Here is a 25,658-nt window from a genome sequence, read left to right as displayed (position 1 = left end):
TTATTTTATTAATGAATAACGTAATATTAAAATTTGCAAATAAAATATATTCGTCTTGTTATTTTAATATATTTTTTACAAATATCCATATAGTATTGAAAAAACAGAGAAGGGGAAACTTCTCTGTTTACTTTTGTATGTTTTTTTCAACTTGTTCTCGAACTGTTTGAATGTAATTCATTTTATGATCCCAGCACTCTTGGCTTAAATCGACAGGGTATTCTTCAGGGTTTAAAGTTCGCATATATTCTTCCCAAAATAGAGAGAGGCTCTGTTCATTATATTTTTGAATATCTAATATACTTGGTAGTTCATATGTTCTTTCACCGTTAACGAAAATGTCTTTATGCAGTTCGCGAGCTTCAAAGTTTGTTACAAATTTACTTATATACGTGTGAACAGGATGAAACATTTTTAAGCGTTCTTCTTTTCCTGGTTCTTCATAATCTAATGCAATATAATCGCCTTCAGCATGATCGTTTACTCGATTGATAATGCGATAAATTCGTTTAAGTCCTGGAGTAGTAATTTTTTCAGGGTTAGATGAAATTTTAATTGTATCATTTAATTTTCCATCAGTATCTTCAATCGCAACTAGTTTATAAACAGCTCCTAACGCTGGTTGTTCAAAGGATGTAATCAATTTTGTTCCAACGCCCCATACATCAATTTTTGCTCCTTGAGATTTCAAGTGCATAATTGTGTATTCATCTAAATCGCTAGAAGCAATAATTTTTGTATTTGTAAACCCGGCTTCATCTAGTAGTTTTCTTGCCTTTTTAGATAAATAAGCCATATCACCACTATCGAGGCGAATGCCATAAAAATTGATGCGATCCCCAAACTCTTTCGCGACACGAATTGCATTTGGCACACCAGATTTTAATGTGTCATATGTATCAACGAGAAAGACACATTTTTTATGAGTTTCAGCGTATTTCTTAAAAGCAACATATTCATCGCGATAAGCTTGAACAAAAGAGTGCGCATGTGTACCGGCTACAGGTATCCCAAAGCGTTTTCCAGCCCGTACGTTACTTGTAGAGGAGAAACCGCCAATAAAGGCAGCGCGTGTGCCCCAAAGGGCTGCATCGAACTCGTGGGCACGTCGTGTGCCGAACTCTAAAAGTTCATCGTTATTTGCAGCGTGCTTCATACGAGCTGCTTTTGTTGCAATTAATGTTTGGTAATTCACAATGTTTAACAGTGCAGTTTCAATAATTTGTGCTTCACCAAGCGGTGCATCAACACGTAATAAAGGCTCGTTATTAAACACAACTTCACCTTCTTGCATACTACGAACCGTACCAGTGAATTTCATATTTTGTAAATAATGAAGAAATTCTTCTTCAAATTGTAATTCTGCTAAATAAGCGATATCGCTTTCGGTAAAGCTGAAGTTTTCTAGGTACTCTACAATTTTTTCAAGACCAGCAAAAACAGCATAACCGTTCTCGAATGGAAGCTTTCGAAAGTATAAATCAAACACCGAGCGGCGATTGTGAATACCATCTTTCCAATATGTATAAGCCATATTAATTTGATATAAATCTGTATGTAAGGCATAGCTATCGTCTTTATAATAAGTCATCGCGAAAACACCTCCATAATTTGGTTATAGTATACCAATTTTTCACCCATCGTAGCAAAGAATGGATATAAAAGAAGAGTCAAGAGGGAAAAAAATGAAATAATGCATATTTTTTAGAAAATTAACATTTATCAATTTATATTTCTCAAGATTTTATGTATTATTAAAGTAATGGGGGTAAATGAGAATGGAGGAGGACAATGCAACAAACATTAGAAAAAATAGGCAAACAAGTCTTTTACAAACGGCTACAGCAAAAAATGACACAAGAAGAATTATGTCAGGGCATTTGTTCTGTCTCATACTTAAGTAAAATCGAAAATGGAAAGATCGAAGCATCAGAAGAGATTCTACAATTGCTCTGCGCAAGATTAGAAATTGCCGTGACGGATTTGAGAGATGTAGAAGAAGATGTGAAGGGGAAGCTGGATGAATGGTTAAATGCATTAGTTCATTTGGACAAGCCACAAGTAGAACGCATATATGAAGAATTGCAAGGTGAAATGAAGCATGTTTTGGATTTTGAAATTATAAATTATTATAAACTGCTTTATACGCGTTATTTAATTATGAAACGAGATTTTCCTGCTGTTGAAGAAGAATTAGAGAGATTGAAGAAAGTGTACAAGAAATACTCACCTTTTCAGAAGTTATTGTATACGTACAGTAAGGCATTGTTACTTAGTCTGCAATATAAGCATAAGGAAAGTTTGAAGTATTTAATTGAAACGGAAGAAATGGCTAAAGAGCAAGGTTATTATGAAACTGGTATATATTATAACTTGAGCCTTGCGTATAGTCACCTAAATATACCCCATTTAGCCATGCACTTTGCTAACATTGCCATGGAAGGGTTCCGTAACGAATACAAATTCCGTTATGTAATAAATTGTCAAACGATTATTGCTTTAAGTTATGTGGAAAAAGCACAGTATGAAGAAGCTCTAAAGATTTATGAAAGTATATTAAGAGAAGTGGATTCTTTTGCGGAAAAAGACATGATTAAAGCTATGACTTTAAATAATATGGGAGAATTATACCATTATAAGAATGAGCATGATAAATCAAAAAGCTATTTTCTTCAAAGCTTCCAATTACAGCAGACTGTCAATATGAATTATATTGAAACAATTTATGGTTTGGCTAAACAATCTATTCATCTTAAATGTTATGAAGAAGCACAGAAATGGATAGAAAAAGGGATTGAGTGTTCACGTAGTGATGAAAAATATAATAAAATGATTTATTCATTCTGTATATTTAAGTATAAATATTTTGGCGAATCCCAAGAGTTTAAGAGATTTTTAGAGAATGAGGCTATTCCATTCTTTAAGAGTGTGGGTAGTATGAAAGAATTAAAAAATGCCTATTTAGAATTAGCAATGTACTTAGAGAATGAATTTAAGTACGAGGAAAGCAATAAATATTATAAAGAAGTTATTAAAGTTTTGGAAGAAAGGGAGGAATTGAATTGAAAAAACGTATATATGGTGTAGTAGGGCTTGGGCTAGTAGCAATTCTTTCTTTCGGGGTTAATTATTCAAATCCAGATATATATGGAGTAAAGTCTTTGAAAGAAGGCTCAGTAAATTACTCTAATCCAGATATTTATGGATTAAACTCTTTAAAAGAAGGTAGTATAAAATATTCTAACCCAGATATTTACGGTTTTAATTTTTCAGAAGAAAAGGTTATAAATTACTCTAATCCAGATATTTATGGTTAAGATAATATTGAAAAAACCCCTTTCCAACCGGAAAGGGGTTTTTCAATATTTGTTCCTCAAAATTCTACAAAACTTGAGAAATAAATTAATTGAATTTTTAGTATATTAATAGTGGAAACATAATGCTAATATGAAACTACTCTTTTTCAAAAAAATTTATTAGGGGGAAGGTTCATGAAAAAGAAAAGTTTAGCGTTAGTGTTAGCGACAGGAATGGCAGTTACAACGTTTGGAGGGACAGGCTCTGCTTTTGCAGATTCTAAAAATGTGCTCTCTACGAAGAAGTACAATGAGACAGTACAGTCACCAGAGTTTGTTTCTGGGGATTTAACTGAAGCAACTGGTAAGAAAGCAGAATCTGTTGTGTTTGATTACTTAAATGCAGCAAAAGGTGATTATAAGTTAGGGGAAAAGAGTGCGCAAGATTCTTTCAAAGTGAAACAAGCGAAGAAAGATGCTGTAACTGATTCAACAGTATTACGTTTGCAACAAGTTTACGAAGGAGTACCTGTATGGGGTTCTACGCAAGTAGCTCACGTAAGTAAAGATGGTTCTTTAAAAGTATTGTCTGGAACAGTTGCACCTGATTTAGACAAAAAAGAAAAGTTGAAAAATAAAAATAAGATCGAAGGCGCAAAAGCAATTGAAATTGCGCAAAAAGATTTAGGTGTTACACCGAAATATGAGGTAGAACCAAAAGCGGACTTATATGTATATCAAAATGGTGAAGAAACAACGTATGCATACGTTGTAAATTTAAACTTCTTAGAGCCAAGCCCAGGAAACTACTACTATTTCATTGAAGCAGACAGCGGTAAAGTATTAAATAAATATAATAAATTGGATCATGTAGCAAATGAAGATAAATCACCAGTTAAGCAAGAGGCACCTAAACAGGAAGCGAAACCAGCTGTAAAGCCTGTAACAGGAACAAATGCAGTGGGTACTGGTAAAGGTGTATTAGGAGATACGAAATCGCTTAATACAACGTTATCTGCATCATCTTACTATTTACAAGATAATACGCGCGGAGCAACGATTTTCACATATGATGCGAAAAACCGAACTACATTACCGGGAACGTTATGGGGAGATGCGGATAATGTTTTCAATGCAGCGTATGATGCAGCGGCAGTAGATGCTCATTACTATGCAGGTAAAACATATGATTATTATAAAGCTACTTTTAATAGAAACTCTATTAATGATGCAGGAGCACCATTAAAATCGACAGTTCATTACGGAAGTAAGTATAATAATGCGTTCTGGAACGGCTCACAAATGGTATACGGAGATGGTGATGGTGTAACATTCACTTCATTGTCTGGTGGAATTGATGTAATTGGCCATGAATTAACGCATGCTGTTACAGAGTATAGCTCAGATTTAATTTATCAAAATGAATCAGGAGCATTAAATGAAGCTATTTCAGATGTATTTGGTACATTAGTAGAGTATTATGATAACCGTAACCCTGATTGGGAAATTGGTGAAGATATTTACACGCCTGGTAAAGCTGGAGATGCACTTCGCTCTATGAGTGATCCAACGAAATATGGTGATCCAGATCATTATTCTAAGCGTTACACAGGTACTGGTGATAACGGTGGCGTTCATACAAATAGCGGTATTATTAACAAAGCGGCTTACTTACTAGCGAATGGTGGTACGCATTACGGTGTTACTGTAAACGGTATTGGTAAAGATAAAGTAGGAGCGATTTATTACCGTGCAAATACGCAATATTTCACACAATCTACTACGTTTAGTCAAGCTCGTGCTGGATTAGTACAAGCTGCAGCTGACTTATATGGTGCTAGCTCTGCAGAAGTAGCAGCAGTTAAGCAATCATATAGTGCTGTTGGCGTAAACTAAGGCTTTAAGGGATAGTTATAATAAAATACCTCAAAAATAAAGAAGGAGCATAGGCTCCTTCTTTATTTTTTTCTCCATTTTTTCCACAAATAAAACAACCCAATAGCGCCCGCGATTGTTACAATCCACTTCGCTTCATTTGTTCCATTGATAACATGATATGCCGAATATACTTCAATCAATAAAGCCGGTATTTTACCTATTGTACTGGCAATACTGAAGGATAGTAATGACATTTTACCTAGAGCTGCAAATAAAGTAACGATACTGGATGGGATAAAAGGTATCAATCGGAATGATAGGACGAGTAGAAAGGCCTCTTTACCTTTTACATAAAGGAGGCGTTCTACCTTTGGATACTTATTTACTTTGCTGTGAGTGAATTTCTGAAGGCCTATACGATAAATATAAAACGAGATAATAGCCCCTAATGCCTCACCTGCGATCGAAATAATGGTTCCGTTTGTTACACCAAAGAGCTGTATGTTAATAGCGGTCAAAAAAATACTAGGGATAAAACCTAAAAGACTGATGATGATGTTAATTAAGATACTAAGTGGAATTGCGATTGAATAATAGTCTGTTAAGAAGTTTTGAATTGTTTCAGCCATTGTTTAAAATCCTTTATCTTTTTTTGCATTACACCATATTTCCATTGTGTAGGCAAGTACAAATTTACATAATGTAGAAAACGTTGATAAAACACCATCCGTATACCTTATATAGGTATTGGGTATATGAAATCAGGGGTATATTTTAATAACTTAAAAAACACCAAATGAACCCTTTATTTAAAAGGTTTATTTGGTGTTTTTATAGGTATTTAAACTCGGGAAATAATTATAAAAACATAGGGGTATATTTATAAAAGGTCAAAAATAGCGGTTTTATGAAAAATAGGTGAGGAATTTAAAAAATGTGTATGTTTTTTCAGTGTGAAATTGACTTTTAGTGGAGTTACGATAATAATCATGAAAGAGGTGATATGATGAAACGAATAAGTAGTCTTTTCTTGAGTAGTTTATTGGCACTAGTGCTGATCTTAAGTGGATGTGCAGGAAAAGAACAAAAAACAGAGAAACAAACAGGGAATCAATCGACATCAGTAGAAAAAATTAGTGATAATATTTTAGATGAAATGGAAGGACCACCTAAAAATGGTCATACGATTGAAAGACATGTAGGTAAATCAGAAGAGGATTTGAAGAATCGTTTGAAGACAGATAAAGTATCAGCAGCAAGTACATACTATGATAAGGAAACAGCGACGAAAGCTGTAAAAGATAGTTTGAAGCAGCATGATAAGGAAATTCAAGATTGGTTAAAAAATTCTAAAGAGGCCCGTCTCGTATTGAATACAACTCATTCATTCCCGGTTGGAAAAACGGTAATAAAGAAAAATATGAATGTAAAAGACAAGTTAGTAAAAACAGTTACTGTTTTAGCGATAGATAAGTCAGGAGATTTAGGGTATAAGATCATTACTTCTTATCCATCTGATAAATAAGAAGGGGGAGTAAATATGTATACGACATTACAATATTTTCTCAAATCGTACTGTACGTTAAGTATCCATGAAGATGAAATAGTAGGCGTGATGGAAGAGTTTATAGAGCAAGAAGATGAAGAAATTGTTTTGAAATTACGCGATGAATTATTATATATGAAGAAAAAGGATGCCTGGGAAGAGGCGTGCGTATTAGCTGCTAGGCAAGGAAATCGTATGTGGTCTTTAGAAGAAACGAAAGATCATCTTACAACCTTTTTAGTATTATTGCAAAAGAAAAAGGCGTGATTTACTCACGCCTTTTTCTTTTTTGAAATGTGTTCTTTTAATGGGGGCTTATTGTTTTGGAGCACTTTTATATACGCTTTTTGAAATTTGGCCATTAGATATTACTTCACCGTTTTGTGTTACTTTTTTATACGTAACTGCTGTTATTTTATCATTAGTTCTACTAATTACTTGAGAAGAAACTTCAACATTTTTACCAGTATTTGTACCAAAAATACGTGTAGTAATACTACCTCCATTTGAAAATGCTTGAATATAAATATGATTGCCTGTATTGTTTTTAAATTTTAAATCCGGACCATAATCTGCCACTGCTGCATCTTGCCCAAGTGGTAAATAATTTACGGGCATAGAATGATTGCTTCGAGAAACAATTCCTAAATCTGCTCTTAAAGCTGCGCTATATAAAGTACTACTAACTTGGCAAACGCCTCCGCCTGCACTTTGTATAACCTTACCTTGTGAATATACGGCTGCGGATTTATAACCATGTGCAGCATCCGTTACGCCAACGCGGCCATTAAAACTAAACGTTTCATCAGGTGCGACAATAACGCCACTTAAAGTATTAGCTGACTTATTTACGTTAAAGGATTGATTCCCGTTACGACCAGCCATTGGAGTCGAATATTCAGCGATTACTTCTTTAATTCCCATTTTCTGTATATCTTCTGTAGAGCGTTCAGGTTTTAATAGTGTAACTGGTAACGTAATGTCAGATGTGCCAGAAGTAATGGCCTGTTTCGTTAAATCAGTTAGCTTTCCTTTATCGATTTTTTCTCCATTTTGACTTTGGCTAATATTTACTGTAGTGCCTTCAATACTTAATTCTGCATTAACAGGATTTTTTAATGTTTCATTATATTTATCCTTCATAAAGCTTTCATAAGCAGTTGTATTTAATTGAGGTGTTAATTTATAGTCGCGTTTTAATTCACCGTTTTCAGCCTGCTTCCGCATTTTGTAACGATTTATTGCGTTTCCTTCTTGCTCTTTAAAGATTTTGTCGATAATATCTTTTTCTTTATAATTTATCCCTAAATCTTTCCATGTATAAGTTTGTTTATCATTTTGGAATATGTACGTAAGTGATTTTTGATCTAGTTCAGTTATTTTTTGATTAATAATAGCTTGAATATCTTTTTTATTTTTTCCATCGAGAGAAATACCTTCAAATGTAGTATTTGGTAATGCAGTAGTATCTAATTGATTATTTAGTTTGGATACATATTGATATCCACTAACACCGCCTACACAAAGTAATATGCCTCCAGCAATTGCAGAACCGATCAGTATTTTACTTAGCTTCATTTATTTCCCCCCAGAAATTTTTGTATAAATATATGTATTACATTTTTTGTATAAAAATGATGAAAATAACATTATGTACGTACTAGTATACTATTATTTTCACTATGTGTGTAATGTTTTTATAAAAAATGTTACACTGTTGTAATAATTGTCTCTTTTTGTCACAATATGCATGAAAAATATGTTGAAAATTATAATAAAAAGGCTGTCTAGAAAGTTCTAGCAGCCTTTTTATTATAATTTTTTATGTTCATTTTTATTCGTAACACCGAGATGTTCTTGTAGTGTTGTCGATATATTATTGACGCTTTTTTCATTTGGAACGTAATAATAAATACCACCTATATATTTATCAGTACCTTCTACTTGCAATTTGTCCATTTTTAAGTTTGAACCCATTGAATTTTTTGCAATTGTCATCATATCATCAAAAGTTAAATTTGTTTTTAAGTCTTTATCAACAGCGTCTAATAGACCACCGATTTTATTAATGGAATTAAGAGATAATGCCTTTTCAGCAATAGCTTCTAAAACAAGTTGTTGACGTTGACCTCGCATATAATCACTATCGATATGACGAGTTCTAGCTAGTGCCAGTGCTTCTTCTCCATTTAAATGTTGACGTCCTTTTTTAAGGTGAATTGCATCAGCCTCATCTTTACTATTTTGTTCTGTGAATTCAACTGGAACATCGACAGTAATACCACCAAGGGAATCAACAATTTTGATAAATGATTTAAAGTTGAATTTTACATAGTAGTCAACTGGAACATCTAAAAAGTTCTCTACGGTATCAATCGTGCTGTCCACACCACCGAATACGTGCGCATGTGTAATTTTATCGTATTTCTCACGTGATTTAATGTAGACACGTGAGTCACGTGGAATACTAACAAGTTTAACAGATTTATCGTTTTTATTAATTGTGGCAAGTAATAGTGCATCTGTACGAGTTGCTTTCCCATAATTCTTGTCCCTAATATCACTTTCATCAACACCCATAATAAGTATGGAAATGTTGTCAGTCATAGGTTTAACGGCTTTTTCACGTTTGCTGGATTTATCTCCGCGACCCAGCTCAGAATAGGCATTACTTAAAATTGATTTTGCTTTACTGTATATATGGAAGGAGTATCCCCCTGCTCCAAGTGCTATAATCAGTAATGGAATAAGAAGGAACCAAAGTAGACGTTTTTTCTTTGAGCGTCCTTTTTTGGCTCGAGTATCTTTGTTCATATCGGATTTCATCATTTTTTCTCCTTTAAAACTATCAAAGTGTATACATCTAGAAGCGCATTTAAATACATAAAAAATATTGTACGCTAAATAAAAGCGATTGTACATGTATAAAAAATAGATGTCTTGATTATTTATCCGGTAAATACCCAATTGGTGAAGGCTAATAATGAGAGTAGGGATAGCCGAATCTGATTAAAGTTTCATTTTATAAGACACCTATTCGTTATTGTATACAAAAGATAGGGATAAGAAAATGATAAAATTTTACCTAATTACAACATAATGCTTACGATAATTGCAGATAAAATACTAACGAGAGTAGCTCCATATAGTAATTTAAGGCCAAACCTTGCAACAACGTTTCCTTGTTCTTCGTTTAATCCTTTTACCGCACCTGAAATAATGCCGATAGAAGAAAAGTTGGCAAAAGAAACGAGGAAAACAGAAATAATACCAACTGTACGGGGAGAAAGGCTATTAGAGATTTTACTAAGGTCCATCATTGCTACAAATTCATTCGTTACAAGCTTCGTTGCCATAATGCTACCAGCCGCGACAATTTCAGAACTTGGTACACCGATAAGGAATGCAATAGGCGCAAAGACGTAGCCGATTAATTGTTGGAAAGTAATGCCGAATATAATGAGGAATAGATCATTAATGCAGCTAATTAATGCGACGAATCCGATAAGCATAGCGCCGACAACGATAGCTACGCGAAAGCCATCTAAAATGTATTCTCCAAGCATTTCAAAAAAGCTTTGCTTTTCGCCTTTAATCTCTAAAATATCTTCGTCATCTTTAACGTCGTAAGGGTTAATGATAAGTACGATAATAAAACCGCTAAATAAATTGAGAACGAGTGCGGTTACTACATATTTAGGTTCAATCATTGTCATATAGGCACCTACGATAGACATAGATACGGTTGACATGGCAGATGCACAAAGTGTATAAAGACGGTGTTTTGGAATTTGAGCTAATTGTTTTTTGACTGTAATAAAAACTTCTGATTGACCGACAATGGCAGAGGCGATAGCATTATAAGATTCTAATTTCCCAAGACCATTTATTTTGCTCAGGAAGTAACCGATCCAACGAATGAAAAATGGTAGTATTTTGAAATGTTGTAGTATACCAATTAAGACGGAAATGAAGACAATTGGTAATAAGACAGTAAGGAAAAAGGGCATTTCACCTTTATTGGCAAGGCCGCCAAATACGAAGTTTATACCATCAGCAGCATACTCGAGTAGCTTTGTAAACAAACTGGAGATGACCCGAATAAGTATGAGACCGATTTCTGTATTCAATAATAAATAGGTTAAAATTAACTGTATAAGAAGCATGATGAAAATAGGTTTAAATTTAATATGCTTCTTATTGTTACTAGCGATATAAGCAAGGAAGAAGACGACGATAAGTCCTAAGAAAAAAGTAATAAATTTCATAGTAAGCCCCCTAAAAGAGATATTCTGCTATATATGTTTTTCATTTCAAGGGAGAATATGCATCTTTGGTAAAGAAAGGAATAAAGAAATCATGAATATAAGTAGAGTGCACCACGTTGCAATTATTTGTTCGAATTATGAAGTGTCAAAGGATTTTTATACTAGGATATTGGGTTTTAAAGCGATAAATGAAGTATATAGAAAGGAAAGAGATTCTTATAAGTTAGATTTATGTGTAGGAAAAGAGTATCAAATTGAATTATTTTCATTTCCGAATCCTCCGAAGCGTCCGAGCTTCCCAGAAGCGGCTGGACTTAGGCATTTAGCATTTGCTGTTACAAATATAGAAGAAGCCGTGCAACATTTAAGTCAATGTGGCGTTGAAACTGAGGCGATACGTATTGATGACATAACCGGGAAAAAATTTGTTTTTTTCCAAGACCCTGACGGTCTACCGTTAGAATTGTATGAGGTTTGAAATTGGTGAATTTTATATAGGGTTGCTTTTGAGTAAATGAAGAAACTAAAGTGAAACTTCTTTTTAAAAGGAGGTGTAACTTTAGCTAAGAAAGCTAAAGGGTATATGTGGATATTTTAAAATTACTGATGGTAGCCATCCTTATTGGATTAACAGCATTTTTTGTAGCTGTTGAGTTTGCAATTATTAAGGTGCGTAGCAGTCGTATTGATCAACTCGTTAGTGAAAAACGACGAGGGGCATTGGCAGCGAAAAAAGTAACTTCGAACTTAGATGAATATTTATCAGCATGTCAGTTAGGTATTACAATTACCGCTTTAGGGCTTGGGTGGTTAGGCGAGCCGACTATAAAACATTTACTTGAGCCGTTGTTTTTAAAACTAAACTTATCTCCTGCAATTGCAAGTACCGTTTCATTTATTATTGCTTTTGCAGTTATTACGTTTTTACATGTTGTTATTGGTGAACTTGCTCCCAAAACGTTCGCCATACAAAGAGCAGAGCAAGTTAGCTTATTATTATCGAAGCCACTTATTTACTTTTACCGAATAATGTATCCGTTTATTTGGGCTTTAAATGGTTCGGCAAGGCTTGTAACAGGGTTATTTGGTTTACATCCAGCTTCAGAACATGAAGTAGCTCATTCAGAAGAAGAATTACGATTGATCTTATCTGAGAGTTATGAGAGCGGAGAGATTAATCAAAGGGAATTTAAATATGTAAATAACATTTTTGAATTTGATAATAGAGTAGCAAAGGAAATTATGGTGCCTCGTACGGAAGTTATAGGTTTATATGAGGACGAACCATTTGAAACACATATTAAAATAATCGCACAAGAAAAATATACGAGGTATCCTGTATTTGGTGAAGATAAAGATGAAATCATTGGGATGGTTAATGTAAAGGATTTATTTATTCGTTATATGGATGGTAATCGGGACGAGGAATGCTCCATTACGCCATATACAAGACCAGTTATTGAAGTGTTAGAAAATATTCCTATACATGATTTACTATTACAAATGCAAAGAAAACATATTCCATTAGCTGTGTTGTATGATGAATACGGAGGTACAGCAGGAATTGTTACATTAGAAGATATTTTAGAAGAAATTGTTGGAGAAATCCGAGATGAATACGATGAAGATGAACACCCGCCTATAGAGCATATAAGTGAAGGGTGTAAAATTGTAGAAGGAAAAGTGCTTATTAGTGAAGTGAATGATTTATTTGGCATTCACTTAATCGCTGATGATGTAGATACAATTGGTGGCTGGATTATGGTACAAAAGCAAATCGTTGCTGAAGGAGATATTATTGAGAAACACGGCTTTTCTTTTAAAGTTCTGGAAAAAGATATGCATCAAATTAAACGAGTGGAAATAAAGAAGGTAGAAGAATGATTTTCTATAAAAGTTATATATAGAAAATTAAATGTTTGCGCTTTCAAAAAAGGTGCTATATAGTGAAGGTGGACACTGAAAAATTCTTCTACATGATACTCGTGTTTTTAGAGGGCGAATTTTTTAAATAGGGATTTAGAATGAAAAGTATAGGTGATGAAAATGATAGCAACGAAGGATATACGTATAGAAAAAGACTTTTTAGGTGAAAAGGAAGTACCAAGTATAGCTTATTACGGTGTACAAACATTACGCGCTGTAGAAAACTTCCCGATTACAGGATATCGCATTCATCCGTCACTCATTACGGCAATGGCAATTGTGAAAAAAGCGGCGGCACTTGCAAATATGGATACTGGATACTTAGCGAAAGATATTGGACATGAAATTGCGGAGGCAGCGCAAGAGATTGTTGATGGAAAGTTCCATGATCAATTTATTGTGGATCCAATTCAAGGTGGTGCTGGAACTTCTATTAATATGAATACAAACGAAGTAATCGCTAATCGAGCGTTAGAACGTATGGGATATGAAAAAGGCGAGTATGCAAAAATTAGCCCAAATACGCATGTAAACATGGCTCAATCAACGAATGATGCGTTTCCAACGGGGATTCATATTGCAACTCTTATGATGTTAGAAGAACTTCTTATTACAATGGAAGAACTTCATGCTGCTTTTCGTGCAAAAGCAAAAGAGTTCGATCACGTCATTAAAATGGGACGTACACATTTACAAGATGCTGTGCCGATTCGTCTTGGTCAAGAATTTGAAGCGTATAGCCGAGTGCTTGCGCGTGATATAAAAAGAATTAAACAGTCTCGCCAACATTTATATGAAGTGAATATGGGGGCGACAGCTGTTGGTACGGGATTAAATGCAAACCCTACGTACATTGAACAAGTGGTTAAACACTTGCGAACATTTAGCGGATTCCCACTTGTTGGTGCAGAGCATTTGGTTGATGCAACGCAAAATACAGATGCATACACAGAAGTATCTGCAGCATTAAAAGTATGTATGATGAATATGTCTAAAATTGCGAATGACCTTCGTATTATGGCATCTGGTCCACGTGTTGGATTGGCGGAAATTCAATTACCAGCTCGCCAACCAGGTTCATCTATTATGCCGGGTAAAGTAAATCCTGTTATGGCAGAAGTAATTAATCAAGTGGCTTTCCAAGTAATTGGTAATGATCATACAATTTGCTTAGCGTCAGAAGCCGGACAATTGGAGCTCAACGTAATGGAGCCGGTGCTTGTATTTAATTTAATTCAATCTATTAGTATTATGAATAACGGATTCCGTGTATTCCGTGAATATTGTATTAAAGGAATTACAGCAAATGAAGAATTGCTGAAGCAATATGTTGAGAAAAGTGTTGGAATTATTACAGCAGTTAACCCTCATATTGGTTATGAAGCAGCATCTCGCATTGCACGTGAAGCGATTGAAACAGGAAAATCTGTTAGGGAGTTATGTTTAGAACATGGTGTACTGACAGAAGAAGAATTGGATATTATTTTAGATCCATTCGAAATGACGCATCCTGAAATTGCTGGGGCTTCTTTATTAAAGGATAAGAAGATGTAATGTGAAAAACACCGATCCATTTGGATCGGTGTTTTATTTTTAAAAGATATTAAATACAGCGTTTAATTGAAGTAAGCTAATGATAGCTAAGAAGATTAAACTGTATTTCATTGCTGTTTTAAATAGGGCAGATTCTTTACCAACTAGTCCAACTGCTGCACAAGCAACTGCTACAGATTGAGGTGAAACCATTTTTGCCATTGTACCACCTACTACGTTTAAGGCAACAAGAGTAGAAGGAACGATGTTTAATTGATCTGCAGTTACTGCTTGAAGCGGTGCGAATAATGAACCACTTGATACTACTGATCCTGTAATGAATACGCCGATCCATCCTAAGATTGGAGAAAGAATTGGGAATGCATTACCAGTAGAAGAGAATGCAAGTCCAAGTGTAGATGACATACCAGAGTAGTTCTCTACGTAAGCTAAAGCGATAACGCTACAGATTGTATATACTGGAGCTTTTAGTTCTTTTATTGTTTCAACCATTAATTCTTTAATCATTTTACCTTTAACGCGGTACACGATAAGTGAAACGATAATTGCTAATACGATTGCAGTAGTTGTAGATGAGAATACATCAAATTTGAAAACAGCTGCGAAAGGTGTATCAGCTTTTGTAATTGGTGTAGTTTTCATAACAGCATTATGAAGACCAGGGAATTGAATGTTAAATACTAAGTTTGCTAGTGCACCATCCGGAGCAAATAACGCTTTAATTGGTTTTAAATTAAAGATTGTTACGAATGCAGTTAAGAATACGAATGGAGACCAAGCATATAAAATTTGATTGAATGTATGAGATTCTTTTTCTTCTTGTTTTTCTTCTTTAGTAGAAGATTTTGGCTGCCAAACACGTAAGAATAATGCAAGAGAGATCATACTTACAACGGCTGCGAAAATATTAGTAAGTTCTGCACCTAAGAAGTAAGTTACAACGAACTGAGTAATTGCGAAAGAAATACCACTTACAAGAATACCTTGCCAAGTTTCTTTAATACCTTTAATTCCATCGACCATTGAAACAAGTAAGAAAGGTAATACAATACTAATGAAAGGTAGAATAAGAACAGTTTGACGACCGATAGTTAATGCATCAAGTTCAGTTAATTGTGCTGGTACTGTAACTGGGATACCCATAGCACCCATAGCACCACCAGCGATGTTAGCTACTAAACAAATACCTGCTGCTTTTAATGGATTAAAGCCCATACCTACAAGTAGTGCAGCTGTAATAGCAACTGGAACACCTAGACCAGCTGCGCCTTCTAAGAAAGCACCGAAAGAATAAGCAATTAATAATACTTGTAAACGTTGATCATTTGTAATGCTTGAAATGCTATCACGAATGATGTTGAATTGTTCTGTTTTAACAGTTAATTTGTAAAGGAAAATTGCTGCGATAACGATAGTACATATTGGATAAAATCCAGATAAAATACCGAATCCGGCAGATGCTACAGCTACTGTTGCTGGCATTTTATAAACGAATATAGCAAGAATAATAGCGACAATCACACTGTAAAGACCAGCGATATAACTTTTCATTTTTAGTCCCATTAAACAAATGATGAAGCAGAAAATTGGAAGTGCTGCGATTAGAGCAGATAACCAAATATTGTTTAATGGGTCATAAATTTGTGTCCAAGTACTCATAATAATGACAACTCCTATCTATTTTATGTGAAGAAATTCACATTATTTGTGAAACTATTCACAATCAACTTACAAGCTTAGTATATTCTCCTTCAACACTATTGTCAACGTAAAAAAGTATAATTATTCCATAATAGTGTTAAAAGAAATGCTTTGTTCATAAAGTAGACAAAAAGCCCACCCAATTCTATTTGAGTGGGCGGGATAAATTATTTGCATATTCTTTTCTTTCAGTTGTATATACATTATTGATTCTACAGTTCTATAGTAGAGACCGTCTTTGTATCGAATATGAGAAAGTATGTTGAAGTGTGTAATATTTGCTAGGTTGGTACAGCTTGCCTTATTTGATCAAGTCAGAAAGGGAAAATAAATATATTTAATAGGAAGGATTTCATCACAGTTTAAGTTATTGAATACTATTTAAAAAAGCAATAAGTTAAAATTTAATGTTATGATATCTCTTTTTACTGAAAATTCCTTTTAGCATAACAAAGAGGTTAAATATAACCCCAAAACGTTACGATAGGTTATCAATTATAGACGGTATTTTACAATATAATTACTGTACGTTGCAATGAGGTGAAAATATAACAAAAAGCCTGATAAAACAACGTTTGCAAGCAAAGTATTTGCAGCCCGTTATTTTGCTTTTTCGTTATATCATATAGTATAATATTCAAAATCAGCAAGGAATTTTTCCTGAGTTCTTTGCTGGTTAAGGTGGAAAAAATTTTCAGCTTTATAGGTTGATAAAGTTATGTCGTAACAGGAAATATAAGAACAGATATATAAATAAATAAAAAGAAAATAAAAACGAAAATGAGGGGAACTTTATGAGCCAAAATCAATTCGAATGTCGTATTTCAGAAGAAGATGTACAAATGTTAAGAGCGTTAGCGCATCCGTTGCGTCTACGTCTAGTAATGGAATTAATGCAACGTGGAACATGTAATGTAACACAATTACAGGAAGTGTTAGAAATTCCGCAATCAACAGTTTCACAACATTTAACGAAATTAAAACAAAATAAAGTAGTACGCTTTGAACGACGAGGACTAGAAGTGTATTATCAAATTCATAATGATAAAGTAAGTGAAGTAGTAAAAACATTATTTTCTTAAAATTTGAATATTATGGAAAAAAGACGTGTGGGATATACGTCTTTTTTTATTTGTTAGAAAGGTGATATAAGAAAGAATGTTAATATGTAAGGAAAAAAGGCTAACCATTAAAATGTTGCTATATGGAATATATTCTAAAAGGAAAAGAAAAGATAGAAAGGAGTGTAATAAGTAAAAGGAGGGATAGTAGAATGGATGTAAAACGTGTGAAACAAATTTTATCTTCTTCAAGTAGAATCGACGTTACATATGAAGGCGTACCGGTATGGATTGAGAGCTGTGACGAGCAGAGTGGGGTTGCTCAAGTGTATGATGTATCTAATCCTGGAGAAAGCGTTCACGTGAACGTGACGGCTTTAGAGGAGAAGTAATAGAAAAGACGCTTCTAATTTTAGAAGCGTCTTTTTTGTGTTATTCCATCATACTTGCAACTTTTTTAGAGCAGAGAAGAAGTACAAACCCTAAGACGATAACAATAATACCGATACTTGCAAATACTTCAAGATATCCTAATGATTGTGTAAAGGAAGCCAGTTTACCAGCTAACCAGTTAGCCATACCTGAACCTGCTAACCATACACCCATTAATAATGATGCTAATTTAACAGGTGCAATTGCACTTACCATTGATAGACCGATTGGTGATAAGAATAGTTCTCCAATTGTATGGAACATATAAGTGATAACGATGAATAATAAGTTTGCTTTAACAGTTATATCAGCTTCACTACTTCCAGTTTTTAGAACCGCTAATGTTAAAACAAGGTAACCTATACCTAGTAAAATCATACCAAATGCCATTTTTGTTGGTATTTTTAAATCGCCACGCTTTGATTTAGAAAGTTTTAACCATAGCATAGATACGAATGGTGCAAGTAGTACGATGAACGCTGGATTAACAGATTGGAACCAAGATGTTGGAATTTCCCATCCAAAAATTGTACGATCAACAAATTTATCTGTATAAAGTGTTAAAGAACTACCAGCTTGTTCAAAGCCTGCCCAGAAGAATACTACGAAACAAGTTAAAATTACAATTGCCCAAGTGCGGTTTTTTTCTTGTTTTGTTAAAGGTTTCTTTTCGATTGCAGGTTGATTTTTGTTTTTTTTACCAACAACTGTTGTTCCTGCTGTACCAAGATAGCGAGGAGCTAATAAGTTGAAAACAATTTGTCCAATAATCATACCGATACAAGCTGCTAAGAATCCGTATTTATATCCCATAACCATAACGCCATCAACGCTTGTTTTAAAGAAATCTTCTGCTAAAAATCCACAAATAAGTGGAGCGAAGAAAGCACCTACGTTAATACCCATATAGAAGATAGTAAATGCACTGTCACGACGTGAATCATTTTCACTATACAATTCACCTAACAGTGTAGAAATATTTGGTTTGAAGAACCCATTACCAATAACTAATAGTATTAATCCTAGAAATAGTCCTGTTTTTGTATTCATTGAGAATAGTACAAAGTTGCCGATTGCCATAATAATTCCGCCGAGAGTAATGGCATGACGTCTTGTAATATAATGATCCGTTAGCCATCCACCTATAATTGGCATGAAATATACTGCCGCTGTAAAAGTACCATATAATTGCACTGCAAACGCCTTATCAAATCCTAACCCGCCACTAACAGCAGCAGTCGTTAAATAAAGAACTAAAAGGCCACGCATTCCATAATAACTAAATCTTTCCCACATTTCTGTTAAGAACAACAAATATAATCCTGGTGGATGTTTTTTTGGTGATTGTTGCTCTCCAGCTTTGTCTAATTTTAAAGCTGCATCCATTTTTGTTTCCCCCTAATCCTGTATAACGGATATTTATGTAATCATTTTAATTTACAAAATATTTAGAAGTCAATAGAATTATATGGAAATAGAAAGAAAATTTCTAAAAAAGTTCTATTTTACTTCGACCGTTACTGTATTTTGCCCTGAAAACAAGATGATAAGCGTTTTCAAATGTAATAATTGAATTCTAAAAGAAAATAAAATAGTGATTAATCAGAAAATTTAGATTAAAATATTTATTATGATATAGAGAAAATATATTCTATTTACTTTTATAATATAACATATTGGGAATAAAAATACAAAATGAAATAATGTGACATTTAAGTGAATTGAAAAATAACCAGCTCCATAGAAGGGGAGCTGGTTAGGGAAATATTATTTAACAAAGCGTTTTTCGATATCATCTAATAGTAGGTTAGCAGCCATTACACCACCAGCTGTATTCCAAATAACGTCGTCAACTTTGTATGCTTTACCATTTTTTACTGCATTTAAATTTTTAAATAGAGGATCATTTATATATTCTTTTTCTAATTCAGAGCCTTTTTTCTCGTTTCCTTTATCGAATGTGAAGTAGAATAATACATCACCATCCATTGCAGAAATACGCTCTTTAGATACGTTACGCTCTGCGAAGTCATCTTTATTTTGATCGCCAGGACGTTTAAAGCCAAGTTCTTTTAAAATAACACCAGAGAATGTATCACCATGATAAATACGAACATCACCAGGCATGAAGCGAACCATAGAGATTTCTTGATTTACCTTATCACCTAGTTTAGCTTTTAAATCTTTCATACGTTTATCGTAATCAGCTAAAACCTTTTGGCCATCTTTTTCTTTATTTAATGCTTTCGCATAAAACTTGAAGTTATCTTTCCATTCACCGCGTAATGTTTCAGAGAACACAGTAGGTGCAATTGCTTTTAGTTGCTCGTACACTTTTTCGTGACGCATTTTGTTACCGATAATTAAGTCTGGTTTTAAAGAAGCGATTGTTTCTACGTTCACTTGTCCTTCATCACCAACAACTTTTACATCTTTCATTTTATCTTTAATATGTGGATACCATGGATCACCAGTCCAAGATTTTACAGCCCCAACTGGTTTTACACCTAATTCAAGTAAAGCTTCAGTACCTTCATTTGTTAAAATGACTACACGTTTTGGATTAGCAGGAACTTCTGTTTTACCCATTGCATGTTCCACAGGAATCATTTCTTTTTTCGTATCTTCTTTTGATTCTTCTTTCGTATTTGATTTTCCACAAGCACTTAAAAGCAGTGAAAAGGCTAATAAAAATACAAATACTGTAAACGATTTCTTTCGCATGAAATTCATTATGTACCCCCTACATAGTGAGAATTTTTTTCAATAGCAAGCATGATATTAAGCCTTTATCTTTAGATTGTCAATACATACGGTTGAAAATAATTCTCATTTCCGTTGACAATGAGAATTAAGTTGAAATACACTTACAACGTATCATTATACATTGAAGGGGAAACGCTGCATGTTATTAAAAACAAATCGAGCAAAATGGATTGGATTATTTGTTGGGATCATTGCAGTCATTACTTGTATTTGGGGAAGTATTATTTTCGGATATACAAATACAAGTTGGAAATTAGCGTTAGATGCTTTTTTCCATTTTAATGGGTCCAATGAACATATTATTATTCAAAATGTGCGTCTACCAAGGGCATTAATTGCAGCGAGTGTTGGTGCTAGTTTAGCCATTGCAGGTTGTCTTATGCAAACTTTAACGAAAAATCCACTTGCTTCTCCAGATTTTATTGGATTAAATTCAGGTGCTGCTTTCTTCATAGTTGTAGCAATTGTTATTTTTTCCGTGACATCATTATCAGCTTTCACGTGGATTGCCTTCTTAGGGGCAGCAATTGCAGCTGTACTTGTATTTGCTTCTAGTTCTTTAGGAAAAGAGGGGACAACGCCTCTTAAATTAACGTTAGCAGGGGTCGCAATTAGTGCGTTATTTTCATCATTAACACAAGGATTACTTGTGTTAAATGAAAAGGCGCTTGAAGAAGTATTATTTTGGCTTGCCGGATCTGTGCAAGGAAGAAAGTTAGAAATTTTACAATCAGTATTCCCGTATTTATTAATAGGCTGGATTGCATCTATTATGATGGCAGGGAAAGTAAATACATTAATGATGGGGGAAGACGTTGCAAAAGGACTTGGTCAAAGAACGATTTTAATGAAATCATTCGTACTACTTATTATTGTCCTGTTATCTGGTGGTTCAGTTGCGGTCGCTGGTCCGATTGGATTTATTGGTATTGTTACCCCGCATTTTGCCAGATTTCTTGTTGGAGTAGATCACAGATGGAGAGTACCGTATAGTGGCTTGTTAGGTGCAATACTATTGATTTTAGCTGATATAGCAGCAAGATATGTCATTATGCCACAAGAAGTACCAGTAGGGGTTATGACAGCATTTATCGGGGCCCCATTCTTTATTTATATTGCACGTAAGAGAGGGCTTAGCAAATGAAGAAGTATATTCCGTTCCGTATAGGAAAAGGCGAGCTCTCGTTTTTAATGTATAAACGAGCTTGTCTCGTCTTATTCAGTTTACTAGTTGTTTTAATTGGATTATTTTTTGCGAGTGCAGGTATGGGAGACATGAAAATTGCTCCTTATGATGTATGGCAAGCGATTACTGGAAATGGCGATGCGATGTCAAATATGGTTGTAAATAAGTTTCGTATGCCTCGTATTTTAATTGCTATCCTTGTAGGAATCGCACTTGCTGTAGCAGGATGTATTTTACAAGGGCTCGTTCGAAATCCACTTGCTTCTCCGGATATCATCGGGATTACAGGTGGTGCAAGTGTTGCAGTTGTATTATTTTTAGCTATATTTAGTGATAAAAATAATGCGCTAACTGTAAGCATTCATTATATGCCGTTAGCAGCTTTTATTGGGGCAACGATTGTAGCACTTTTTGTATATTTATTTGCATGGAGAAATGACGGATTATCACCGATTAGTCTTGTTTTAATTGGTGTTGGTTTTTGGGCATTAACGAAAGCGGCAACGACTTTGTTTATGTTGTTAGCGCCAATTTACCAAGCGAGTCAAGCGAATGTATGGATTACAGGCACTGTTTACGGTTCTTCTTGGCAAAATGTCATGGTACTTGCGCCGTGGGTTCTCATTTTAACGGTAATATCGTTTATAGCTGCTAGACATTTAAATGCACAAGAGCTAGGGGATGATATTGCGGTAGGGCTTGGTGTTCCTTTAACGAAGTCACGCATATTTATGTTATTACTTAGTACAGCTTTAATTGGTGGAGCCGTTGCCTTTGCTGGAGGAATTGGATTTGTCGGTTTAATGGCACCTCATATTTCACGAAGACTAGTTGGTTCTTTATACGGTGCATTACTCCCAGTTGCGGCTATTGTTGGTGCAATTTTAGTACTTGCTGCAGATTTAATTGGGCGTACAGTTTTCACCCCACTTGAAATTCCAGCAGGGGTATTTACATCAGCAATTGGTGCACCTTATTTTATTTATTTACTTTATAAAAGTCGGAATTCATAAAGGAAGATGAATATGCAAAAAGCATTGGAGACGAAACGTTTGACGTTGTCTTATGGTGAAACAATTATTATTGATGAGTTGAATTTAGAAATTCCAAAAGGTGAAATTACAATCTTCATTGGTTCTAACGGTTGTGGGAAATCAACTTTATTGCGTTCATTAGCTAGATTATTAAAACCAACAACTGGTGACATTTTGTTAGATAATCAAGCCATTCAAAGTATGCAAACGAAGCAAATTGCTCGTCAAATGGCAATTTTACCGCAAGGACCGCAAGCGCCAGAAGGGCTTACAGTATTACAACTTGTAAAGCAAGGACGTTATCCGTATCAAACATGGCTGAAGCAATGGTCAGAAAAAGATGAGGAAATGGTACAGAATGCACTTGCAGCAACAGGTATGACAGAATTTGCTGAGCGTGATGTGCATGCTCTTTCAGGTGGACAACGCCAACGGGCTTGGATTGCAATGACGCTTGCACAAGATACCGATATTATTTTATTGGATGAGCCTACTACCTATTTAGATATGACTCACCAAATTGAAGTGCTAGATTTATTATTCGAATTAAATGAAACAGAACAAAGAACAATTGTTATGGTACTACACGATTTAAATTTAGCATGCCGTTATGCAGATAATATTGTAGCCATTCAAGATAAACAAATATATGCACAAGGTAAGCCAGAAGAAGTAGTAGATGAGAAACTAGTACGTGATGTATTCCGAATGGAATGTCAAATTAGTACGGATCCGTTATTTGGGACGCCACTTTGTATCCCACATGGAAAAGGAAGACGTGTACGTAAAGAAGTTGCTCATGCAATGAGATAAAGAAAAAGACGATGAGGAATCATCGTCTTTTGTATTTTCGGCAAGAGAATAAGAGAAAGAGGGGAATACGTAAACGACGTTCATATTCTTCCGCGCTTTGAAAATAAGTTTGATTTGGTGTAGCTTCTTTTAAATTTGTAATTGTAAATCCAGCTTGTTGTAATAGTGTAAAATATTCTTCCGTTGTGCGGTGATATTTAATAACTTCTTGATCAATCCAAGGTTCAACGCGTTTTCCTGTTTTAAAATAATCATCGACGAGCCAGCTCGTTCTCTTTCCGCTCGTTTGCAAGCTTTCAAAGGAAGAAGTAATAACAGGGTGTTGGACACTAAAAGTAAAGGTTCCATTTGTTTTTAACGTTTCGTACACATTTTGAAAAATGATAGGAAGATGTTCGATATAATGTAAGGCGAGTCTAGATGTTACTAAATCAAAAGTAGCAGGAGGGTATGTGTAGTCTTTGAGGTTTAAAAAATGGAAGATCCCATTTTTATTTTCTAGTTGTTTTTTAGCTTTTTCATACATAAGTTCGGAGCCTTCAATACCAGTGTAAGAGTGGCAGTCTTTTTCTAATAATTCCTTGCCAAATTTTGCGTCACCGCAGCCTAAATCAAGGATTTTCTTTCCTTTCACATCACCAATGAGTTGAAAGAAGGCTGGTTTTTCTAGTGATTCATTTGGGCTATTTTCTCGGTATCTTCGTTTCATATATTGTTTAAAAAATGCTTCGTTATTATATACATCAGATTCAGTAAATACCATGATTGAAGCCCCCTTACATATTTTTTTAATTCTACCAAATATGAAAAGTAAATGATAGATTTCTTGTAATGAATCGTATATAATCTAGAATTGTAAGCGGTTACTTTAAACTATTTTTCTATAATAAATTCTGAAAACGTGTTAAGCTAGTAGAGGGATTATTAGAACTATTAAGACAATAATTCGCTTACATGAACGATGGGAGGCTTCACGATGTCTAGTAAAACACTTGCGAAATTTTTAGAAGAAAATTTAGAGGATTTAAAATCAAAGGGGCTTTATAACGTAATTGATCCGCTTGAAAGTTCAAATGGACCGATCATTACAATTGGCGGAAAAGAATATATTAACTTATCTTCAAACAACTATCTTGGATTAGCAACAGATAGCCGTTTGCAAGAAGCAGCAATTGGTGCAATTCATAAGTACGGTGTTGGGGCAGGAGCGGTTCGTACAATTAACGGTACTTTAGATTTGCATATTAAATTAGAAGAAACAATTGCAAAGTTTAAACATACAGAAGCAGCGATTGCTTATCAATCAGGATTTAATTGTAATATGGCAGCAATTTCAGCCGTTATGGATAAAAATGATGCGATTCTTTCAGACGAGTTAAACCATGCTTCTATTATTGATGGTAGTCGTCTATCAAAAGCAAAAATTATTGTTTATAAACATTCTGATATGGAAGATTTACGCCAAAAAGCAATCGCGGCGAAAGAATCAGGTCTTTACAATAAATTAATGGTAATTACAGACGGTGTCTTTTCAATGGATGGAGATGTTGCAAAACTACCAGAAATTGTTGAGATTGCGGAAGAATTAGATTTAATGACATACGTAGACGATGCACACGGTTCAGGTGTACTTGGAAAAGGTGCAGGAACGGTAAAGCACTTCGGTCTGTCTGATAAAGTTGATTTCCAAATTGGTACATTATCAAAAGCAATTGGGGTAATTGGTGGGTATGTAGCAGGGAAACAAAACTTAATTGACTGGTTAAAAGTTCGTTCACGTCCATTCTTATTCTCTACAGCATTAACACCAGCTGATGCAGCAGCTTGCATGAGATCAATTGAAATCTTAATGGAAAGCACAGAGTTGCACGATCGTTTATGGGAAAATGGTCGCTATTTAAAACAAGGGTTAAAAGAACTTGGCTTTAACATCGGGGAAAGTGAAACGCCAATTACACCTTGTATTATTGGTGACGAAGTATTAACACAAGAATTTAGTAAACGTTTAAATGAAGAAGGCGTATATGCAAAATCTATCGTGTTCCCAACTGTAGCTAAAGGAACCGGACGCGTTCGTAATATGCCTACAGCAGCTCATACGAAAGAAATGTTAGATGAAGCAATTCGTAAGTATGAAAAAGTAGGGAAAGAAATGGGCATCATTTAAGTAACGACATCTTTTGAATAGCTTGCAAAT

At 34.5% G+C, this 25,658-nt stretch carries 23 protein-coding genes; 14 read left to right on the top strand and 9 right to left on the bottom strand.

Going from position 1 to position 25,658, the window contains the following annotated elements:
- Positions 1-127: 127 nt before the first annotated feature.
- Positions 128-1,591, bottom strand: coding sequence for a nicotinate phosphoribosyltransferase (locus tag AC0L0O_RS24715; RefSeq protein ID WP_428889484.1), 1,464 nt, complete (start codon positions 1,589-1,591; stop codon positions 128-130).
- Between the two features lie 200 nt (positions 1,592-1,791).
- Here AC0L0O_RS24715 and AC0L0O_RS24710 point away from each other — a divergent pair, with 200 nt between their 5' ends.
- From AC0L0O_RS24710 to AC0L0O_RS24700, 3 genes are all read left to right on the top strand, one after another.
- Positions 1,792-3,066 carry a helix-turn-helix domain-containing protein gene (locus AC0L0O_RS24710; protein WP_001187926.1) on the top strand — a complete coding sequence of 425 codons (1,275 nt, stop codon included), beginning with the start codon at positions 1,792-1,794 and terminating at the stop codon, positions 3,064-3,066.
- The gene (locus tag AC0L0O_RS24705) at positions 3,063-3,317 is read left to right on the top strand and encodes a Phr family secreted Rap phosphatase inhibitor (protein ID WP_000746250.1); all 255 of its coding nucleotides are present in this window, start codon (positions 3,063-3,065) and stop codon (positions 3,315-3,317) included. The genes AC0L0O_RS24710 and AC0L0O_RS24705 overlap by 4 nt, the downstream gene beginning before the upstream one ends.
- 174 nt (positions 3,318-3,491) lie before the next feature.
- Positions 3,492-5,192: a M4 family metallopeptidase gene (locus tag AC0L0O_RS24700; protein WP_428889486.1), complete on the top strand. Its 1,701-nt coding sequence runs from the start codon at positions 3,492-3,494 to the stop codon at positions 5,190-5,192.
- A 62-nt stretch (positions 5,193-5,254) separates the two neighbouring features.
- On the opposite strand, the gene AC0L0O_RS24695 is transcribed toward AC0L0O_RS24700, so the two are convergent.
- On the bottom strand, positions 5,255-5,803 hold the full coding sequence (locus AC0L0O_RS24695; protein WP_000852196.1) for a TVP38/TMEM64 family protein: 549 nt from the start codon (positions 5,801-5,803) through the stop codon (positions 5,255-5,257).
- 377 nt (positions 5,804-6,180) lie between these two features.
- Here AC0L0O_RS24695 and AC0L0O_RS24690 point away from each other — a divergent pair, with 377 nt between their 5' ends.
- Both AC0L0O_RS24690 and AC0L0O_RS24685 read left to right on the top strand, forming a co-directional pair.
- Positions 6,181-6,699, top strand: coding sequence for an RNase A-like domain-containing lipoprotein (locus tag AC0L0O_RS24690; protein ID WP_428889488.1), 519 nt, complete (start codon positions 6,181-6,183; stop codon positions 6,697-6,699).
- A gap of 15 nt (positions 6,700-6,714) precedes the next feature.
- Positions 6,715-6,987, top strand: coding sequence for a hypothetical protein (locus tag AC0L0O_RS24685; protein WP_000288796.1), 273 nt, complete (start codon positions 6,715-6,717; stop codon positions 6,985-6,987).
- A 48-nt stretch (positions 6,988-7,035) separates the two neighbouring features.
- Here the strand turns inward: AC0L0O_RS24685 and AC0L0O_RS24680 are convergent, their stop codons facing one another.
- The 3 genes from AC0L0O_RS24680 to AC0L0O_RS24670 all read right to left on the bottom strand — a co-directional run bounded on the left by AC0L0O_RS24680 (position 7,036) and on the right by AC0L0O_RS24670 (position 10,988).
- Positions 7,036-8,298, bottom strand: coding sequence for a VanW family protein (locus AC0L0O_RS24680; protein ID WP_000777372.1), 1,263 nt, complete (start codon positions 8,296-8,298; stop codon positions 7,036-7,038).
- 234 nt (positions 8,299-8,532) lie between these two features.
- Positions 8,533-9,549: an LCP family protein gene (locus AC0L0O_RS24675; RefSeq protein WP_001984694.1), complete on the bottom strand. Its 1,017-nt coding sequence runs from the start codon at positions 9,547-9,549 to the stop codon at positions 8,533-8,535.
- Between the two features lie 260 nt (positions 9,550-9,809).
- A complete protein-coding gene (locus tag AC0L0O_RS24670; RefSeq protein WP_000668841.1) occupies positions 9,810-10,988 on the bottom strand; it encodes a NupC/NupG family nucleoside CNT transporter in 1,179 nt (392 codons plus the stop codon).
- Between the two features lie 91 nt (positions 10,989-11,079).
- Here AC0L0O_RS24670 and gloA2 point away from each other — a divergent pair, with 91 nt between their 5' ends.
- The 3 genes from gloA2 to aspA all read left to right on the top strand — a co-directional run bounded on the left by gloA2 (position 11,080) and on the right by aspA (position 14,468).
- Complete coding sequence (gene gloA2 / locus AC0L0O_RS24665) at positions 11,080-11,466, top strand: SMU1112c/YaeR family gloxylase I-like metalloprotein (protein WP_001027458.1); 387 nt, start codon at positions 11,080-11,082, stop codon at positions 11,464-11,466.
- Between the two features lie 107 nt (positions 11,467-11,573).
- Positions 11,574-12,872, top strand: coding sequence for a hemolysin family protein (locus AC0L0O_RS24660; RefSeq protein WP_000353297.1), 1,299 nt, complete (start codon positions 11,574-11,576; stop codon positions 12,870-12,872).
- A 162-nt stretch (positions 12,873-13,034) separates the two neighbouring features.
- The gene (gene aspA / locus AC0L0O_RS24655; protein WP_000562145.1) at positions 13,035-14,468 is read left to right on the top strand and encodes an aspartate ammonia-lyase; all 1,434 of its coding nucleotides are present in this window, start codon (positions 13,035-13,037) and stop codon (positions 14,466-14,468) included.
- A gap of 39 nt (positions 14,469-14,507) precedes the next feature.
- Here the strand turns inward: aspA and AC0L0O_RS24650 are convergent, their stop codons facing one another.
- Positions 14,508-16,127, bottom strand: coding sequence for an L-lactate permease (locus tag AC0L0O_RS24650; RefSeq protein WP_000109109.1), 1,620 nt, complete (start codon positions 16,125-16,127; stop codon positions 14,508-14,510).
- An 836-nt stretch (positions 16,128-16,963) separates the two neighbouring features.
- On the opposite strand from AC0L0O_RS24650, the gene AC0L0O_RS24645 reads away from it, so the two are divergent.
- Positions 16,964-17,251 carry an ArsR/SmtB family transcription factor gene (locus AC0L0O_RS24645; RefSeq protein WP_000081429.1) on the top strand — a complete coding sequence of 96 codons (288 nt, stop codon included), beginning with the start codon at positions 16,964-16,966 and terminating at the stop codon, positions 17,249-17,251.
- 191 nt (positions 17,252-17,442) lie between these two features.
- Positions 17,443-17,622, top strand: a complete 180-nt coding sequence (locus AC0L0O_RS24640) for an acid-soluble spore protein H (RefSeq protein WP_000382683.1) — start codon at positions 17,443-17,445, stop codon at positions 17,620-17,622.
- Positions 17,623-17,662: 40 nt separating this feature from the next.
- On the opposite strand, the gene AC0L0O_RS24635 is transcribed toward AC0L0O_RS24640, so the two are convergent.
- Positions 17,663-19,048, bottom strand: a complete 1,386-nt coding sequence (locus AC0L0O_RS24635; protein WP_001984673.1) for a peptide MFS transporter — start codon at positions 19,046-19,048, stop codon at positions 17,663-17,665.
- Between the two features lie 381 nt (positions 19,049-19,429).
- Positions 19,430-20,395, bottom strand: a complete 966-nt coding sequence (locus AC0L0O_RS24630; protein WP_001010261.1) for an ABC transporter substrate-binding protein — start codon at positions 20,393-20,395, stop codon at positions 19,430-19,432.
- A 172-nt stretch (positions 20,396-20,567) separates the two neighbouring features.
- Between AC0L0O_RS24630 and AC0L0O_RS24625 the strand changes: the two genes are divergently transcribed.
- Genes AC0L0O_RS24625 through AC0L0O_RS24615 form a run of 3 tightly spaced genes read left to right on the top strand, consistent with a single transcriptional unit; the run spans position 20,568 to position 23,461 of the window.
- Positions 20,568-21,572 (top strand): FecCD family ABC transporter permease, encoded by a 1,005-nt coding sequence (locus tag AC0L0O_RS24625; RefSeq protein WP_000925216.1) that lies wholly within the window; start codon positions 20,568-20,570, stop codon positions 21,570-21,572.
- Positions 21,569-22,627 (top strand): FecCD family ABC transporter permease, encoded by a 1,059-nt coding sequence (locus tag AC0L0O_RS24620; RefSeq protein ID WP_000760047.1) that lies wholly within the window; start codon positions 21,569-21,571, stop codon positions 22,625-22,627. Before AC0L0O_RS24625 ends, AC0L0O_RS24620 begins: the two co-directional genes overlap by 4 nt.
- A gap of 12 nt (positions 22,628-22,639) precedes the next feature.
- Complete coding sequence (locus AC0L0O_RS24615; protein ID WP_001167965.1) at positions 22,640-23,461, top strand: ABC transporter ATP-binding protein; 822 nt, start codon at positions 22,640-22,642, stop codon at positions 23,459-23,461.
- A 19-nt stretch (positions 23,462-23,480) separates the two neighbouring features.
- Here AC0L0O_RS24615 and AC0L0O_RS24610 read toward each other — a convergent pair whose 3' ends face one another.
- Positions 23,481-24,224, bottom strand: a complete 744-nt coding sequence (locus tag AC0L0O_RS24610) for a class I SAM-dependent DNA methyltransferase (protein ID WP_428889493.1) — start codon at positions 24,222-24,224, stop codon at positions 23,481-23,483.
- A gap of 213 nt (positions 24,225-24,437) precedes the next feature.
- On the opposite strand from AC0L0O_RS24610, the gene AC0L0O_RS24605 reads away from it, so the two are divergent.
- Entirely contained in the window at positions 24,438-25,628 is a 1,191-nt protein-coding gene (locus tag AC0L0O_RS24605; RefSeq protein WP_000095906.1) for a glycine C-acetyltransferase, read from the top strand.
- Positions 25,629-25,658 lie beyond the last annotated feature (30 nt).

This window comes from Bacillus sp. GS3m_15504 (assembly GCF_055825275.1).
Note: the sequence above shows the minus strand (reverse complement) of the source record. Positions and strands in the feature narration are given on the sequence as shown.